This is a genomic window from Pedobacter segetis, from assembly GCF_016623585.1.
Taxonomy (GTDB): Bacteria; Bacteroidota; Bacteroidia; order Sphingobacteriales; family Sphingobacteriaceae; genus Pseudopedobacter; species Pseudopedobacter segetis.
The window spans coordinates 75,181-92,067 of sequence record NZ_JAEHFY010000005.1 but is presented as its reverse complement, the minus strand read 5'-3'; the positions used below and the strand labels follow the sequence as shown (position 1 = coordinate 92,067).

17 protein-coding genes are annotated in these 16,887 nt (G+C 36.6%); 13 read left to right on the top strand and 4 right to left on the bottom strand.

All coding sequences use genetic code 11. The features are described from left to right. The first annotated feature begins 15 nt into the window (after window positions 1-15). Window positions 16-219: a hypothetical protein gene (locus tag I5M32_RS04535; RefSeq protein WP_200584999.1), complete on the top strand. Its 204-nt coding sequence runs from the start codon at window positions 16-18 to the stop codon at window positions 217-219. A 1-nt stretch (window position 220) separates the two neighbouring features. Further along, a complete protein-coding gene (locus I5M32_RS04530; RefSeq protein ID WP_200584998.1) occupies window positions 221-688 on the top strand; it encodes a DUF6036 family nucleotidyltransferase in 468 nt (155 codons plus the stop codon). Window positions 689-842: 154 nt separating this feature from the next. On the opposite strand, the gene glmS is transcribed toward I5M32_RS04530, so the two are convergent. The 3 genes from glmS to I5M32_RS04515 all read right to left on the bottom strand — a co-directional run bounded on the left by glmS (window position 843) and on the right by I5M32_RS04515 (window position 5,018). Then, window positions 843-2,684 (bottom strand): glutamine--fructose-6-phosphate transaminase (isomerizing), encoded by a 1,842-nt coding sequence (gene glmS / locus I5M32_RS04525; protein WP_200584997.1) that lies wholly within the window; start codon window positions 2,682-2,684, stop codon window positions 843-845. A 73-nt stretch (window positions 2,685-2,757) separates the two neighbouring features. Further along, window positions 2,758-4,176, bottom strand: a complete 1,419-nt coding sequence (locus I5M32_RS04520) for a DUF4270 domain-containing protein (protein ID WP_200584996.1) — start codon at window positions 4,174-4,176, stop codon at window positions 2,758-2,760. Window positions 4,177-4,193: 17 nt separating this feature from the next. After that, window positions 4,194-5,018 (bottom strand): glycogen/starch synthase, encoded by an 825-nt coding sequence (locus I5M32_RS04515; protein WP_200584995.1) that lies wholly within the window; start codon window positions 5,016-5,018, stop codon window positions 4,194-4,196. A gap of 145 nt (window positions 5,019-5,163) precedes the next feature. Here I5M32_RS04515 and panC point away from each other — a divergent pair, with 145 nt between their 5' ends. The 11 genes from panC to I5M32_RS04460 all read left to right on the top strand — a co-directional run bounded on the left by panC (window position 5,164) and on the right by I5M32_RS04460 (window position 14,467). Then, window positions 5,164-6,009, top strand: a complete 846-nt coding sequence (gene panC / locus I5M32_RS04510; RefSeq protein ID WP_200584994.1) for a pantoate--beta-alanine ligase — start codon at window positions 5,164-5,166, stop codon at window positions 6,007-6,009. 35 nt (window positions 6,010-6,044) lie between these two features. Next, window positions 6,045-6,395: an aspartate 1-decarboxylase gene (gene panD / locus I5M32_RS04505; RefSeq protein WP_200584993.1), complete on the top strand. Its 351-nt coding sequence runs from the start codon at window positions 6,045-6,047 to the stop codon at window positions 6,393-6,395. Window positions 6,396-6,397: 2 nt separating this feature from the next. Beyond that, on the top strand, window positions 6,398-7,396 hold the full coding sequence (locus tag I5M32_RS04500; protein ID WP_200584992.1) for a lysylphosphatidylglycerol synthase transmembrane domain-containing protein: 999 nt from the start codon (window positions 6,398-6,400) through the stop codon (window positions 7,394-7,396). Continuing rightward, on the top strand, window positions 7,380-7,883 hold the full coding sequence (gene rfaE2, locus I5M32_RS04495; RefSeq protein WP_200584991.1) for a D-glycero-beta-D-manno-heptose 1-phosphate adenylyltransferase: 504 nt from the start codon (window positions 7,380-7,382) through the stop codon (window positions 7,881-7,883). Before I5M32_RS04500 ends, rfaE2 begins: the two co-directional genes overlap by 17 nt. 397 nt (window positions 7,884-8,280) lie before the next feature. Beyond that, window positions 8,281-9,420 (top strand): acyl-CoA dehydrogenase family protein, encoded by a 1,140-nt coding sequence (locus I5M32_RS04490; protein WP_200584990.1) that lies wholly within the window; start codon window positions 8,281-8,283, stop codon window positions 9,418-9,420. Between the two features lie 178 nt (window positions 9,421-9,598). Further along, window positions 9,599-9,769 carry a DUF2683 family protein gene (locus tag I5M32_RS04485; RefSeq protein WP_200584989.1) on the top strand — a complete coding sequence of 57 codons (171 nt, stop codon included), beginning with the start codon at window positions 9,599-9,601 and terminating at the stop codon, window positions 9,767-9,769. An 80-nt stretch (window positions 9,770-9,849) separates the two neighbouring features. After that, window positions 9,850-10,014 (top strand): type II toxin-antitoxin system YoeB family toxin, encoded by a 165-nt coding sequence (locus I5M32_RS16670; RefSeq protein WP_317193098.1) that lies wholly within the window; start codon window positions 9,850-9,852, stop codon window positions 10,012-10,014. A gap of 95 nt (window positions 10,015-10,109) precedes the next feature. Further along, window positions 10,110-11,369, top strand: a complete 1,260-nt coding sequence (locus I5M32_RS04475; protein ID WP_200584988.1) for a peroxiredoxin family protein — start codon at window positions 10,110-10,112, stop codon at window positions 11,367-11,369. Next, the gene (locus I5M32_RS04470) at window positions 11,369-11,812 is read left to right on the top strand and encodes a hypothetical protein (RefSeq protein ID WP_200584987.1); all 444 of its coding nucleotides are present in this window, start codon (window positions 11,369-11,371) and stop codon (window positions 11,810-11,812) included. The genes I5M32_RS04475 and I5M32_RS04470 overlap by 1 nt, the downstream gene beginning before the upstream one ends. Before the next feature lie 14 nt (window positions 11,813-11,826). After that, window positions 11,827-13,101: a replication-associated recombination protein A gene (locus tag I5M32_RS04465; RefSeq protein WP_200584986.1), complete on the top strand. Its 1,275-nt coding sequence runs from the start codon at window positions 11,827-11,829 to the stop codon at window positions 13,099-13,101. 148 nt (window positions 13,102-13,249) lie between these two features. Next, window positions 13,250-14,467, top strand: a complete 1,218-nt coding sequence (locus I5M32_RS04460; RefSeq protein WP_200584985.1) for a metallophosphoesterase — start codon at window positions 13,250-13,252, stop codon at window positions 14,465-14,467. A gap of 318 nt (window positions 14,468-14,785) precedes the next feature. On the opposite strand, the gene recQ is transcribed toward I5M32_RS04460, so the two are convergent. Further along, window positions 14,786-16,885 (bottom strand): DNA helicase RecQ, encoded by a 2,100-nt coding sequence (recQ, locus tag I5M32_RS04455; RefSeq protein ID WP_200584984.1) that lies wholly within the window; start codon window positions 16,883-16,885, stop codon window positions 14,786-14,788. Window positions 16,886-16,887 lie beyond the last annotated feature (2 nt).

Sequence of the window (16,887 nt, the reverse complement as noted above, 5' to 3'; positions counted from 1 at the left end):
TGATTAAGTTTGTATATGTCTCCATTCAAATTAGATAGAACAAAGTTTAAAGGCCAAACATTTGAAGAAGCTGCCGATCATTCTGGATATTATCAATCATTAACATGGCAACAACGTTTGAAGGTAGCTAATTATTTGAACAGCATAGCGTACAATTACCCAGAAGATAGGCCACCAAGGCTAGACCGAACCAAATTTAAAGCTAGGGGCAGAGAATAAGATGAGTAATATTTTCAATCAAGATTTTAGAGATTTTTTGGAAGCTCTTAACGGAGCTGAAGTGAATTATATTTTGGTTGGCGGGTTTTCTGTTATCTTGCATGGTTATTCTAGAACTACTGGAGATATGGATATTTGGGTACGAAAAAGTGCAGAAAACTATCAAAAAATTAAAAAAGCATTTTTGAATTTCGGGATGCCCGTTTTTGATATGACCGAAGCAAACTTTTTGGGACATCCGAATTGGGATGTTTTTACTTTTGGCGTTCCCCCTTCGGCCATTGATATTATGGTTAAACTTAAAGGGCTAGAGTTTGAGGATTGTTTTTTAAAAGCGGTAGATTTTGAAGATGATGGACTTTTAATTAAGTGCATTCAATTTGATGATTTAATTAAAGCTAAAAATGCAACATCCAGGCCAAAAGATATCAATGATATTCAAAACCTTACTAAGAAAGCTAAGATATAGGCTAAAAAAAATCGGCAATATCACAAAGTACTGCCGATTCAAAAATTATATAAAGGCCATAAGCAAAATGCACAAAGCTAAAAACCTAAATCAAAGAATATTAGAAGCGTAGAATGCGTAATTAATTTCTGGCTTCTGCATAAACATCTAAAACTTATTCTACCGTTACAGATTTAGCCAAGTTTCTAGGTTGATCCACGTTACAACCCCTTAAAACCGCTATATGATAAGAAAGCAATTGTAATGGAATAGTAGCTATCAATGGTAAAAAAGCCTCATCTGTATATGGGATCTCTATAAAATAATCTGCCATTTTAACAACATCGGTATCACCTTCTGTAACTATGGCTATCACCACGCCTTTTCTGGCTTTAACCTCTTGTATGTTAGAGATTACTTTTTCATAAGATGAGTTTTTGGTAGCAATAACAATTACGGGCATTTCCTCATCAATCAAAGCGATTGGGCCATGTTTCATTTCAGCCGCCGGGTAACCCTCTGCGTGGATGTATGAAATTTCCTTTAGCTTTAAAGCACCCTCCAAAGCAACCGGAAAACCACTTCCCCTACCTAAGAATAACGCATTTCTAGAGTCTTTGAATTTCTCGGCAATTCCTAAAATATAGCTATCAGCTTGCAAAGCTTTTTCTACCAGCTCTGGTATTCTTTCCAATTCTGTTAGTAGAGAGATCAGTTTACTTTGTGATAGCGTACCCTTAGTTTCTGCCATGTAAAAGGCCATTAAGGTTAGGGCGGTAACTTGTGCAGTAAACGCTTTTGTAGAGGCTACACCAATCTCTGGGCCAGCATGGGTATAAATTCCAGCGTCAGACAACCTTGGTATAGATGCACCAACCACATTGCAAATCCCAAAAATAGTTGCACCTTTTTCTTTGGCCATTTCTATGGCTGCCATGGTATCTGCTGTTTCGCCAGATTGGGAAATAGCGATAACGATGTCTTTCTCTGTGATTATTGGGTTTCTATATCTAAATTCCGAAGCGTATTCTACCTCAACGGGTATCCTTGCGTATTCTTCAATTAGATATTCGCCCACCAAACCAGCATGCCATGATGTGCCACAAGCAACAATAATGATCCTTTGAGCATTTTTAAACTTTTCGGTATATTCCTTTATCCCGCCTAATTGTATCTTACCTTCCATAGGATAAATTCTCCCCCTCATACAATCGCGAATGGATCTTGGCTGCTCATATATTTCTTTGAGCATAAAGTGTTCGTAACCACCTTTTTCTAGCATCTCTAGCTTAATTTCCAGCTCCTGTACGTAAGGTGTTTTAATGGTATTGTCTATCGTTCTGATGGTAAGCTCGTCGGTTTTTAGATAGGCTATTTCATTATCGTTTAGATAAATTACGTTTTTTGTATATTCTACGATCGGGGTTGCATCAGAGGCAATAAAATATTCCTTTTTTCCAACACCTATTACTAAAGGGCTTCCTTTTCTTGCGGCAATGAGCATTTCTGGGTCTTCTTTGCTCATGATCACTATCGCATAAGCCCCGATAACTTCCTTTAGTGCCTCTCTAACCGCCTGTTGTAAACCTATGTTTGCTTTATTTTGTATATCCTCTATCAAATGGATCAAAACCTCTGTATCGGTATCGCTCTTGAAAACGTGGCCCCTTGCGATCAATTCTTCTTTTAAAGGCCCATAATTTTCTATGATCCCATTATGGATAATCGCTAATCTCTGGTTTCCAGACTCGTGGGGATGTGAGTTTCTGTCTGTTGGTGCGCCATGGGTGGCCCAGCGGGTATGCCCCATCCCAATTACTCCAGATTTATCTTGATCACCAATAAAGTTCTCTAAATCTTGAACTTTACCTGCTTTTTTATAAATGTTGAGATGAGAACCAGCGTCTAATAAGGCGATTCCTGCACTATCGTACCCACGATATTCTAAGCGCTGTAAACCTTTGATAACTATGGGATAAGCATCCCTAAAACCGATGTAGCCAACAATTCCACACATAAAAAAACTATATTTTGAAGATTTGCGCTAATCTACAAAATATAGTTTCAATTAAAATATATGATCTGTAATTTTACTTCTGCTCTGTGTAGTAAATTCTTAGTTTTACTTTAAAGTTAGGGGTATTAACGCCACCAACAACAGATCTGCCTAAATTGCTAAATACGTTTGCAGCTTTTGAAATTTCGTAATTACTAGAATTTGTTGCTATATAATCGTTAGGTGTTATAAAAGTTCCGTAATCTTTCGTTTTGCCGCTTATTAAATCTTGTATGTAACCTGTCATGTTAATTGCGTACTCCTTAGGTGCCGAGTTATAAAAACCACCTAAAGAAAAAGGAGGCGCAATAAACCTTGGATCAAATGGTGTTTCATCTGGGATAAAAGTTGGCCTTTCGGCAATATCATATTTGTATATCCTTAACCTATTTAAAGGATCGTAAGGGGTCTCTGTGCCAGAGATTACACTAAAAACCAATTCTGCTTTGTTGATTACGATATTTGTCCCAAGATTTTTTATTTGATTTAGGTATGGGAACTGAACTTTCAATTGGGTACCCGTTAAACCTTTTAAATAAAGTATATCACTATTTTTAGCGGTATTTTGGAGTTCGGTATTCACAACAGTCCCGCTTAAATCCCAATTTAAGGCCGTAACTGCATTGCCCACATTGCCCGTGATATTTAAACTTTTGCTAACCGTGTCCACAACGTTTGCAGAGGAGGTGTTTTTATAGAACAAATCTAATCTTGCGGCTCCAGCTGTATAGGTATCAAAAGAGAATAATCCACCATTATTTGTGGTTGTGTTCTTGTTAATAGATAAATACAATCCTTTAAAAAGTGCATTAAAAGCTTTGTTTGAAGATAAGGTTGCAGAATCTAAATTTATTATATTGTTGGTAATAAAGCTAGAATTTATCTTTATCCTAAGTTGAGGGGCAACTCTTTTAACGGTGTCTTTACCGGCAACAACAATATCCTGAATGGTTAAACTATCTTTATAGGCAGCCCCAAAGTTTTTAGTGGCCAGCAAAGTAGATTTGGTTATCCATGTTTTATTGTTGTAATAGGCCAGGGTGGGTTCTGCATATAAATTTTCATTCAATTGCCTTACTTCTACCGTATAATTGGTATTTGTGCTATCCCCATAAAATCCTTTGAATGGTAAAACCAAAACCGCAGAATCTAAAACTGGGCTGGTACCAAAATTTATACTACCGTTTGGAAGCGAGAAAGCCAAGGCCATACCTGCTGTAGTTGTACCAAATACGGGGTCTTTAAAATAACCTAAAACACTAACATTGGTCCCGTTTGCAACAACGCTGTCTTGCTTCAGTAATTTAGCAATAACGGTAGAGGTATCTATTAATTTAGAGTTGATGTCTATATTGGGGTCTATATCTAAGCCAATGGTTGAAGGATCTTTACATCCGCCCAAAATAAAAAGACCTACTAACATGGTTAATAAGCCTGTTTTGATAAATTTCATATAATTCTAAAAAAGCTTTAAGCAACTGATATTAATACATCAGACGCAATTTCTTGGTAAAAATTGTAATAATTTTCCAAATCTAATGTAGAATCATAATCTAAAAACGGTTTTTCTGATTTTTTAACATAGTTTAACACCTCTTCATCAATGGCATTATCGCCTAAAACAATAGCATCGGCGTAATTGATCGCTGCTTTATTAAGTGCCGGATGGGTGCCTTCTGTATAATCTTCCAAGTCTTTGCTTTCCATGCCTTTCATTAAAGCCTTTTTGGCAAAATCTGCCCCTAAATTACTATCGAAACTTCTATTATAAAGAGAATAAACAATTTTTGCTTCTTTAAAGGTAGGGTCGTCTTTATAGCTGGTTTTTAAATACGCCGGAATCAAAGAACTCATCCACCCATGGCAGTGAACCACATCTGGTGCCCAACCTAATTTTTTAACCGTCTCTAAAGCGCCTTTACAAAAGAAGATCGCCCTTTCATCATTATCCGCATAAAATTTGCCTTTATTATCATTAAAAACATACTTCCTGTGGAAATAATCTTCATTATCCAAGAAATATACCTGCATCCTTGCGGCAGGGATAGAAGCCACCTTAATGATCAAAGGATTATCGGTTTCATCAATGATAATGTTCATACCTGAGAGCCTAATTACTTCATGTAATCTGTTTCTTCTTTCATTGATGTTACCAAAGCGGGGCATAAGGATCCTTATCTCGAACCCTTTTTCTTGCATTGCTTGTGGTAATGTTCTTGTAATTTTAGAAATATTTGTTATTTCAAGAAATGGCGACATTTCATGCGTGATAAACAAAAGCTTGGTTTTTCCCATCTCCTAATCTGCGTTAAGTTTTTGTTAAGAAGTATTTTATGAAGTGCAAATATAAGTAATATATGGGATATTTTCAATTAGGCAACAAAATGCTTTGTATTTTAAAAACTAATTACACACATTTGCTGATTAAACCCTTCTATTTTTGAAAGTTTTTAAGACACAAATTCAGCTTGCCAATTATTTAAGCACTCTAAAAAAAGTGTCTAACAAAATGGGTTTGGTGCCCACTATGGGCGCTTTGCACCAAGGGCATTTATCTTTGATAAAAAAAAGCAAGCAACTTTGTGATCTTACCATTGCCAGTATATTTGTAAACCCTACCCAGTTTAACAATCTTGCCGATTTATTAAAATATCCCAAACCCATTGAACAAGATATAGCCATGCTTGAAGAAGCAGGGTGCGATGTTTTATTTAACCCCGAAGTGGCTGAGATTTATGAAAACCCTGATGAGGTTTGGGATTATGAGGTTGGCGGTTTAAACGCAATATTAGAAGGAGAATTTAGGCCGGGGCATTACATTGGCGTTACCCAGATAGTTTATAAGTTGTTTAATTTGGTTAAACCCGATGTTGCCTTTTTTGGGCAAAAAGATTATCAACAATACTTGGTGATAAAAGAAATGGCAAAAGATTTTAATTTGGATGTAGAAATTATTGCCTGCCCAATTGTACGCGAAAAAGACGGTCTGGCAATGAGTTCTAGAAACATCAGGCTCAACGCAGACGAGCGCAACAAAGCGTTAACCATCAACAGATCTTTGGCTTTTTTAAAAGAAAATTATCATGTATTGCCTTTGCCACAATTAGTTAACCATGCCTTGGGTTTTTATAAAGAAATACCCAATGTTAAGCTAGAATATCTTAAGATCTGTAAAAAAAACTCGCTTAAAGAAATAACCGAAGAAGAAGATAAGAAGGATGCGATTGCGCTTGTTGCTTGTTATGTTGGCGAAACCAGGCTAATAGATAATATGATGCTTTCTTAACAATACTATTAAAATCTATTTTTTAAATTTGCAGCATGATTATTGAAGTTTTAAAATCAAAAATTCATAGGGTTAAAGTAACTCAATCTGAGTTAAATTACGTGGGTAGCATTACCATTGATGAAGATTTGATAGATGCCGCAAACATGATCCCGAACGAGAAAGTGCAAGTGGTAAACAATAATAATGGTGCAAGATTTGAGACCTATATCATAAAAGGAGAACGCGGCAGCGGTACCATCTGTTTAAACGGATCTTGCGCAAGATTGGCGCAAATAGGAGATATTGTAATTATTGTGTCTTACGCCCACCTAGAAATAGAAGAGGCAAAAAAGTATAAGCCTGTTTTGGTTTTCCCCGATGAAAATAACCGTTTGATAAAATAAAATTGAGAGTAAGCCCGATAGCATTTTTAAAATACGCTTTTTTTTTGCTGTTGGGTTTGGCAATTACTTATTATCTTTTCAAAACCCAATACCATTCTAATTTTATTGCAGATTTAGGCAAAGCCGATAAAGATTGGATTTTATTAACCGCGATCACGGGTTTAATCCCTCATTTTTTTAGGGCCTTAAGGTGGAAACTCTTATTACAGCCCATCCAAAAAAAGCCAACATCAACTTTAAATGCTTTTAATGCCATTATGATTGGGTACTTGGCAAATTTGGCTTTACCAAGGGCGGGCGAATTGCTAAGGTGTGCATGGCTCTCAAAAAAAGAAGAAATTAGCACCATCTCATTAATTGGAACCGTTATTACCGAACGTATCATAGACCTATTGGTATTGGTGATCATGGTTTTGATCGGTTTGGGCTTGTATTTTGAAATTATCCTGCACTTTATAAAAGGTATAGATTTTAAAACTTTAATTCTTGCAAAGCTTTATCTTGCGGTAGCTTTAATAATTTTTTTAATGATGATGGCTTTTGTGGTTTTTAAGATATTTACATCACAAAATAAAATGGCTGTTAAAATCAAAGGTTTTTTGATGCAGTTGAAGGAGGGCTTGTTAAGCTTAAAAAGGATAAAAAGCCCCTATTTATTTGTTTTTTATACCATCGCTATTTGGTTCTTTTATATATTATCGTCTTACTGTGGCTTTAAAATGATGAATCAAACTGCCATGCTTAATTTTTCTGATGCTTTACTAACCGTTATTGCAGGCAGTTTTGGGATGATTGCCCCAATACAAGGCGGTATCGGCGCATTTCATTTTATGGTTTCGCAATGCTTGGTGTTTTTAAACATCAACGCTGGCGCAGCTTTAGTTTACGCCACTATTTTACACGCTATCCAAACCTTGGTGGTTATTGTTTTTGGTACATTAGCCTTGGTTATAGGGGTGGCTTATCAACCTCATAAAAAATTAAATGGTACAAAACCTTAACATCATCCAACAAAAGATATTTTTTTCTTTAAACGATTTTGAATCGCAGTTAGAAATTTGGAAAAAAGAAAAGCAACAGTTGGTTTTTACCAACGGATGCTTTGATATTATGCACTTAGGCCATGTAGATTATCTTTCTAAAGCCGCCGATCTGGGCACAAAATTAATTGTCGGCCTAAATTCTGATGCTTCTACAAAAAACCTAAAAGGGCCAACCAGGCCAATATGCAACCAGAAATCCAGGGCAGGGTTATTAGCAGCCCTTTTCTTTGTGGATGCCGTTATTTTATTTGATGAACAAACCCCAATAAACCTTATCTCCCGTATTTTACCCGATGTTTTGGTTAAGGGTGCAGATTATAACATAGACCAGATCGTTGGTGCAAAAGAAGTTTTGGCCAATGGTGGCGAAGTAAAAACCATTTCATTTTTAGAAGGCTACTCTACATCTTCTATAGAGCAAAAAATATTGAAGGCGCATCAATAATTTTCAATTTGCTATGCTTGCATAATATTTATTATATTTGAAAATTGAGTTGATTTAACCGCAGAGCACACAGAGGTTTTTTATAAAGAAATCAGCAGTTTTTTCTTTTTAAAGTCATGTTGATCCGCCAGTTGGCCGATCAACATGACGAAGCCGATACTTTTGAAGCTAGATAAGAAAGTGATTTTATGGTGATTTTAGTTTTCTAAATAAAATAAGTTTTACGTTAGGGATTGAAGCGGAATCCTTTTTTTGTTGTCCTGAGCGGAGCGGAAGGGTAACAGAAAAAGATATAGCGGAAAGCCCGACCCTTGCGAAGCTTGGGAAACGCCCATATATCTCTGATCAACTTAAAAATAAATAAAAAATATTCTGTTTGCACTTATAATTTAATACTATGGATTTCCAATTTTCTGAAGAACATTTGATGATACAACAGGCGGCAAGGGATTTTGCACAAACGGAATTAAAACCGGGCGTGATAGAACGGGATGAGCAGCAAAAATTTCCGGCAGAGCAGGTAAAAAAACTTGGGGAGTTGGGGTTTATGGGGATGATGGTAGATCCAAAATATAACGGTGCAGGTTTGGATGCCATTTCTTACGTTTTGGTAATGGAAGAACTTTCTAAAATAGACGCTTCGGCATCTGTGGTGGTTTCTGTAAACAATTCGTTGGTTTGTTATGGTTTAGAGGCTTATGCAAATGAGGCCCAAAAAGAGAAATATTTGAAACCGCTTGCCGCTGGTGAAAAGATCGGTGCATTTTGTCTTTCGGAGCCCGAGGCAGGTTCTGACGCTACCTCCCAACATACAACCGCCAAAGATATGGGCGATTATTACTTGCTGAACGGTACTAAAAATTGGATTACGAATGGAAATTCTGCCTCTACCTATTTAGTGATTGCACAAACGCACCCAGAAAAAGGCAGCCATGGCATTAATGCCTTGATCGTTGAAAAAGGGATGGAAGGCTTTACGGTTGGTGCCAAAGAAAATAAATTGGGAATTAGAGGTTCTGATACCCATTCTTTGATGTTTACAGATGTTAAAGTACCTAAAGAAAACAGGATCGGCGAGGATGGTTTCGGTTTTGCCTTTGCGATGAAAACTTTGGAAGGCGGTAGAATTGGCATAGCGGCACAAGCTTTGGGTATTGCATCGGGAGCTTTTGAGCTGGCCACACAATATTCTAAAGAGCGTAAAACTTTTGGCAAACCCATCTCAGAACATCAGGCAATCGCTTTTAAACTAGCAGATATGGCAACTGAGATTGAAGCCGCAAGATTATTGGTTTTAAAGGCTGCTTGGTTAAAAGACCAAGGTTTGCCTTATGCCCAAGCAAGTTCTATGGCAAAACTTTTTGCGTCTGAGGTGGCCATGAAAGCTACGGTAGAAGCCGTCCAAATCCATGGCGGGTACGGTTTTGTGAAAGAATACCATGTAGAGCGTTTGATGCGTGATGCAAAGATTACCCAAATTTATGAGGGAACATCTGAAATACAAAAGGTGGTAATTTCTAGGGAAATTTTGAGATAATTAAAAAGCTTGAAGCGGAAGTAGAAAAGCATAATTATAAAAATTTTTACTATGTACATATATAGGTACGTATTTAGTATCTTTGAAAGAGATATAAAGAAATGAAAACAGTAAGCGTAAGTGAATTTAGAAAAAGCATAAAAAATATGTTGAGATAGCCGGCGAAGAAAGATTGATTGTGAATAGGGGAGAAGGTAAAGCTTTTGTGGTGATTCCTATTGAAAGCTTAGAAGATGGAGGCTATAATCCAGATTTTGTTAAAAAGATTTTAGCTGCGGATATTTCTGCCAAAAATGGAAATACCACAAGAATAAATGATGTTGAAAATATATGGGCAGATATATTATAGACGTTGAGAAAGTAACTAAAAAACAATTAGCAGAGTTATATAAATCTGGCAATAAAGCCGATATAAACAAGGTTTAATCTATTTTTAAAGAGCTACAAGAGCACCCGAAAACGGGTGTCGGAAATCCTGAACAGCTCAAACATAAATTATCTGGTTATTGGTCGAGAAAAATTAACCTTAAAGATAGGTTAATCTATAAAATAGATGAGGTACGGATAATTGTCTTGATTTTGTCTTCAAAATGACATTATCTCGATAAATAAATAGTTTGTTAATTTATCCTAAATATTTTTCGATATTTAATAACGTTATATGTTTTAAACATCATTCAAAACTTCAAATGAAAATTACCGTCAGCTATTTATTCTTTGCCTTATCTACCATCGTTTTTCTTAATTCTTGCGATAAACCTTCTAAAAAATTAAAGCCCGGGATTTGGCGAGGGGCTTTAATTACAGAGTCTGGTGCAGAAATCCCTTTTAATTTTGATGTGGTGGATAGCGCAAACAAATATTATATAGAAATCATCAACAGTACCGATAGGTTTAAAGTGGATGAAATTACTCATGTTGGTGATTCGATACATATACAAATGCCGCTATTTGATTCTGAAATTAACGGCACCTTGATAGATGGCAAAATTGATGGCACTTGGACAAAACACTTGGCCAACAAAGATACCCAAATGACTTTTTATGCCCAGGCAGATGCACCTTGGAGAATAAAGGAAAAAGCTGGCGCACCAACTGTAGATGTTTCTGGGAGATGGGAAACCACTTTTACGAGTGTAAACACAGCCGATACTACAAAATCTGATACCACAATAGCGGTTGGCGAATTTGTACAAAATCAATCGAAAGTTACGGGTACGTTTTTAACATCTACGGGAGATTACAGGTATTTAGAAGGCATGGTTGAGGATAATAAATTGGTGCTTTCTACTTTTGATGGTTCACATGCTTTTTTATTTACGGCTACAATAAATCCGGATAGCACCATGACGGATGGTAAGTTTTATTCGGGTTTTTCTTCTGTTGATGATTTTACGGCAAAAAGAAACGAAAAAGCAAAATTGCCAGATGCTTACAGCTTAACTTTCTTAAAAGATAGCACCAAACAAATAGCCTTTACTTTTCCAAATTTAGAGAAAAAGCAAATTTCTTTAAGCGATGCAAGGTTTAAAGGTAAAGTGGTAATTTTACAGATGTTGGGTTCGTGGTGCCCTAATTGTATGGATGAAACTGCTTTTTTAAGTAATTTTTACGATAAATACCATAGCAAAGGAGTAGAGGTTTTGGGTTTGGCCTATGAGCGAACAAAAGATTTTGAAAAATCTAAAGTCAACCTAGAAAGGCTTAAGAAACGGTTTAATGTTAATTACGATATTTTGGTAACCGGCTTTACCAATGAAAAAGGAGAGGCCGCAAAAAGTTTACCCATGCTTAATAGCGTAATGGCTTTCCCCACCATGATCATCATTGATAAGAAAGGAAAAGTAAGAAAAATACATACTGGTTTTAGCGGCCCGGGTACGGGCAACCATTACGTAGAATTTGTGAACGAGTTTGATAAATTGATAGACGATTTATTGGCCGAATAATGTTTTACCTAAAAAGATGTTGTTTCCTTTTTATTGTTTTAGCCCTTTTTTCTTGCAAAAATAAATCATCAAATTTATTAGGCGATAAAATTAAAGTAGCCATTAATCTAGATTCTACGGCCTTGGTTTTCTCAAATATCGATGAGTATATTTTAAAAGATTTATCGGCCGATAGTTTAGCAGATTCTGTTTGGGCACAAACCATTGCGGTATATCCAAAAGCTACAAACGATGACCTACAAGATCTGCAAAAATCAATTAAAGGGAAATATTCCATAATTGATAGTAACATCGTGTTTACACCAGATTCTTCCTTTAAAAAAGGCAAAACTTATTTAGTGGAACTCTATTTGCAGAAACCAAGCGGAGACATTGCCGAGAACATAAAAAGCAATAGCTCTTTGTTTAACAACAATACCATTCAAAAAACAATTCAGTTTTAAAAGATAAAAACAATTTGGCTTTATCAGACCCTTTAGCAGAAAGAATGCGCCCCAAAAGTTTGGCGCAATATACCGGGCAGCAACATTTAGTTGGCGAAGGTGCCGTTTTGCGCAAAGCGATTGAAAACGGGCATATCCCATCCATGATTTTTTGGGGCCCGCCAGGGGTTGGTAAAACTACTTTGGCTTTTATCATTTCACAGAATTTAGACCGCCCGTTTTTTTCTTTAAGTGCGATAAATTCTGGTGTTAAAGAGGTGAGGGAGATGATCGAGAAAGCTGCCCATTATAAAAAAGGCGGAATTGTCCCTATTCTTTTTATCGATGAGATCCATCGTTTTTCAAAATCTCAGCAAGATTCTTTACTGGGTGCTGTAGAACGAGGCTTAATCATTTTGATCGGCGCAACTACAGAAAATCCATCTTTTGAGGTTATTTCTGCTTTGCTATCGCGATGCCAGGTTTATGTACTTAAAAATTTGACAGAAGAGGAGTTGATATCGCTTTTAAATAACGCCATTTCTGGGGATGAGACCCTCCAACAAAAAAAAATCGAATTAAAAGAAACCGAAGCTCTGATCAGGCTTTCTGGTGGCGACGGGCGCAAGCTTTTAAATATTTTTGAACTTTTGGTAAATGCTGCAAACAGTGATAAGGTTACCATCACCAATGATTTTGTTTTGAGCCACATTCAGCAGAATATGGCGCTGTACGATAAAACCGGCGAACAACATTATGATATTATTTCTGCGTTCATCAAATCTATCCGCGGCAGCGATCCAAATGGTGCCGTTTATTGGTTGGCAAGAATGATCGAAGGAGGCGAAGACCCCAAATTTATTGCCCGTAGGTTATTGATCTTGGCTTCAGAAGATATTGGAAACGCAAATCCTAATGCGCTTTTGTTGGCAAATAATTGTTTCCAAGCGGTTAATGTAATCGGTTGGCCCGAGTCTAGGATCATACTTTCACAAGCGGTAACTTATTTGGCTTCATCGGCGAAAAGCAATGCTGCTTATGAAGCGATAGGAAAAGCGCAATCTTTAGTAAAACAAACCGGCGATTTACCGGTGCCGCTTCATTTAAGAAATGCACCAACCAAGCTGATGAAGAATATGGATTATGGGAAAGATTACAAATATGCCCACGCTTTTAAAGATAATTTTACCGATCAAGAATTTTTACCAGAGCAATTGAGCGGTACAAAACTTTATGACCCACAAAATAATACCGCCGAAAATAAAATCAGGGAAACCTTGAAGAGGTTATGGGCTAAATATGGTTACTAGGTTTTTGAACACAGGGTTAACGGAGATTTTACACAGAGGCCAGTAAATTTGTTAATTTTTAACCATGGAGAGCGCAAAGTTCACAGAGCTGGGCTATAAACCTTGAAAATACTAGGATCTTGAATAATATGATTAAGGAAATTTATAAATGAAAAGAAAAATAAACCTTTTACCCATTATAGTTTTCGCTTTAATATTGGTAATATTAAATTGGTATGTTACTAACGGATTGCTAATATTGTTTCCAGATACCATTTTCCAAACCGTTTTCTCGGCTATGCTTTTATTAATAGCAGTTTCATTTGTTGTAGCAATTCTACGCATACCAAGCTTCGGAATGGATGTTTTCTTTAAGATTGCCACGCATTCTTTTATCATCATTTTTGTTGCCGAAATAGTTGCCGCATTAATATTATTTATTGGAGATATTACTAGAATAATTTTGGCTTTTTTAGGGAATCATTCTTCAGTTGGTTATTTGCCAACACGGATAGTTACCTTCTCTATAATTGCATTTATAGCTTTTATCATTGTTATCCTGATTTTTATTGATGGAATAGTAAGGGGAAAATACGCTTACCGGGTAATTAAGAAAACTTTATTTTTTGATGATTTACCAGCAGCTTTTGATGGTTTTACCATTACCCAAATTTCTGATGTCCATTCTGGAAGTTTCGATAATAAAAAGGCAGTACAAAAAGGAATTGATCTAATAAATGCCCAAAAATCTGATCTATTTGTTTTTACCGGCGATTTGGTAAATAATAAAGCAGATGAAATAATTCCTTGGATTGCATTGTTTAAGCAGATAAAAGCAGATTATGGCAAGTTTTCGATTTTAGGAAACCATGATTATGGCGATTATATTAAATGGAATAGCGAGGTTGAAAAAAGGGAAAATCTCCAAAATCTTAAAAAGCATCATCAAGAAATAGGTTTTAGATTGTTATTGGATGAGCATATCGATATCGAAAAAGAACAACAGAAAATAATATTGGCCGGCGTAGAAAACTGGGGGGTTGGTTTTGGCGAAAGAGGAGATTTGAATAAAGCATTGACAGGAACAAATAAAGCTGATTTTAAAATTTTATTATCTCACGATCCATCACATTTTGATGCCCAAATAAAAATACATCCTTCTAAAATAAACCTCACTTTGAGCGGGCATACCCACGGTATGCAGTTTGGGATTGAAGTTTTTGGCATTAAATGGAGCCCTGTAAAATATCGTTACAAGCATTGGGCTGGTTTAAAGGAAGAATTTGGAAGGTATTTATACATTAACCGCGGCTTTGGTTTTTTGGGTTTTTCTGGTAGGATCGGTATTTGGCCAGAGATTACCGTAATTGAGTTGAAGCGTAAATAATTATTTTAACCGTAGATTTTTAATTGCTGAGAACACAAGGTTTATAGCGCAATAAAAAACCATACGATCCTACAATCATATTCTAGGTAATTTTAATCATAATTAAATAGAGGGAGTACTACTGTCAACCTGAGCGAAGTTGAAGGTTAACCGCAGAAGACGCAAAGCGCACAGAGCAGCGTGGTAGAAAACCCAACAATCTTGAAATCATGATCTAGACAATTTTTAACCGCGGAGGACGCAAAGTCCACAGAGCAATGTGGTAGAGAAATCAAGAAAATCCTTAAATCAAGAAAATCATGGTTCAGACAGTTTTATTCATCCTCGTTTTTCTAAAACAGCTAATGCCATTCTTATTTTATGATAAGGAACGGTTTCTTTCAAATGCTCAAATATTGGTTTCATTATTTTGGTATCGCCCACTATTTTAACTGCTTCCTTAACGCTATTGATCTCGTCTTCGTTTACATATTTTGATAAACTATCCACCTGTCCGCTTAAATATAATTGCGCAATATGCGAGTAAACGGTGGTCTCGGCCAAGTTTCTTATTGCCGCAATTTCTTCGATACTGATGTTTTGCCTCAACATCTTTAGGGTTTCTTGATAGGTACTTTTGGTATCATGGCTAGAAGAAAAACCTTGGATAACATTTAAAAAAGCATCGCCGTATTTAAAAAGTTTATGCTCGCCAACCCCAGAAATAGACAATAGTTCTTCTGCTGTACTTGGTTTTTCCCTTACCATTTCATCTAAAGTAGCATCAGAGAAAATTACATAGGCAGGTACATTCTCATCCTCGGCAAAAATTCTCCTTACCTTTCTCAAGTGGTTAAATAATGCTTCATAATCGCTCACAATTTTTGGTTGCCTGTTTCTTTGGGCTTTTTCTATTGGTTTAATCGAGTTTAAAACGGTTAATTCAATTTTTTTCTTTCCAAATAAAATATCTTTACCAGATGGGGTGATTTTTAGCGCAAAGTTTTCATCATAAGCCATTTCTAAAATCCCCAGATTGAGCATTTGCATCAGGTAACGTTGCCAATCAAAAGCTGGGATTTCTGCCCCGGCACCATGTGTTTTTATTTTATCGTATCCTGCAGAAATAATTTCTTGCCTTTTGCTACCTCTCAAAATATCAACAAGCATACTTAGCCCCTCTTTTTCCCCTGTCCTAGCAGCGGCAGAAAGTGCTTTTTGTACCGTAACGGTTCCATCAAAATGCTGGCGGGGGTCTCTGCAAACATCACAATTGCCGCAATTTTGGTCTGGGCTTTCAGAAAAATAATTCAGTAATATCTTTCTTCTGCAACTATCTGCCTCGGCATACTGCTGCATCCGTTTTAGCTTTTCTAAATTTACCTCGGCCATATTTCCCTCACCGGCAAACTTGTTTAGTAGCTGCAAATCGGCGTAATTGTAATAAAGTATGGTTTCGGAGGGCAAGCCATCCCTGCCCGCTCGGCCAATTTCTTGGTAATAGCCCTCAATATTTTTGGGTAAATTATAATGGATAACCCACCTCACGTTAGATTTATCTATCCCCATCCCAAAAGCAATAGTAGCGCAAACCACTTGCAAATCATCGTTAATAAACCTTTCTTGTACAGAAGAACGGGCAGCGGCATCCATTCCGGCATGGTAAAACATGGCGTTTATGCCGTTGTTTTGCAAAGCCTCGTAAGCCTCTTCACATTTTTTCCTGCTCAAACAATAAATAATGCCACTTTGGTTTTTGCGCTGTTGTATAAAAGCTATAATTTCATTTATTTTTTCTTTTGGCTTTACGCCGATTTTGACTTCTAAGCTTAAATTCTTACGATCAAAAGAAGTGATGAAAACTTGGGGTTTTTTTAATTTGAGTTGCTTAATAATATCTCTCCGCGTAAGCTTATCGGCGGTAGCGGTTAAAGCAATAAAAGGGATGTTAGGATAACGTTCCCTCAAGAAACCCATTTGCGTATATTCTGGCCTAAAATCATGCCCCCAAGCCGAAACACAATGTGCTTCATCAATCGCAAAAAGACTTATTTTACAGGTCTTGGTAATTATTTCTGTATCAGAAAGCAGTTTTTCTGGCGAAATATAAAGCAGCTTTATTTCTCCATGATGGCAGGCATTCAATATTGCTTGTTGCTCTTCAAAACTTTGCGAACTATTGTAAAAAGCAGAAGAAATTCCGTTGCCTCTCAAAGCATCTACTTGGTCTTTCATCAAAGAAATGAGCGGGGAAACAACAATTGCAGTACCCGGTAAAAGCAAAGCAGGGATCTGGAAACATAAAGATTTTCCTCCTCCCGTGGGCATTAAAACCAAAGCATCTGCAGCACTTAAAATCTTTTCAATAATTTCTTCTTGTTGTGGGCGAAAAGTTTCGTAACCAAAATATTTTTTTAGGAGTTGGTTTGGGGAGAGCATTT

Coding starts and splice junctions, on each gene's coding strand:
- I5M32_RS04515 (WP_200584995.1), bottom strand. CDS start 5,018: ATGGGAAAAACCAAGCTTTTGTTTATCACGCATGAAATGTCGCCATTT.
- I5M32_RS04535 (WP_200584999.1), top strand. CDS start 16: ATGTCTCCATTCAAATTAGATAGAACAAAGTTTAAAGGCCAAACATTT.
- I5M32_RS04460 (WP_200584985.1), top strand. CDS start 13,250: ATGAAAAGAAAAATAAACCTTTTACCCATTATAGTTTTCGCTTTAATA.
- panD (WP_200584993.1), top strand. CDS start 6,045: ATGATTATTGAAGTTTTAAAATCAAAAATTCATAGGGTTAAAGTAACT.
- I5M32_RS04520 (WP_200584996.1), bottom strand. CDS start 4,176: ATGAAATTTATCAAAACAGGCTTATTAACCATGTTAGTAGGTCTTTTT.
- I5M32_RS04530 (WP_200584998.1), top strand. CDS start 221: ATGAGTAATATTTTCAATCAAGATTTTAGAGATTTTTTGGAAGCTCTT.
- I5M32_RS04470 (WP_200584987.1), top strand. CDS start 11,369: ATGTTTTACCTAAAAAGATGTTGTTTCCTTTTTATTGTTTTAGCCCTT.
- I5M32_RS04490 (WP_200584990.1), top strand. CDS start 8,281: ATGGATTTCCAATTTTCTGAAGAACATTTGATGATACAACAGGCGGCA.
- glmS (WP_200584997.1), bottom strand. CDS start 2,684: ATGTGTGGAATTGTTGGCTACATCGGTTTTAGGGATGCTTATCCCATA.
- rfaE2 (WP_200584991.1), top strand. CDS start 7,380: ATGGTACAAAACCTTAACATCATCCAACAAAAGATATTTTTTTCTTTA.
- I5M32_RS04475 (WP_200584988.1), top strand. CDS start 10,110: ATGAAAATTACCGTCAGCTATTTATTCTTTGCCTTATCTACCATCGTT.
- recQ (WP_200584984.1), bottom strand. CDS start 16,885: ATGCTCTCCCCAAACCAACTCCTAAAAAAATATTTTGGTTACGAAACT.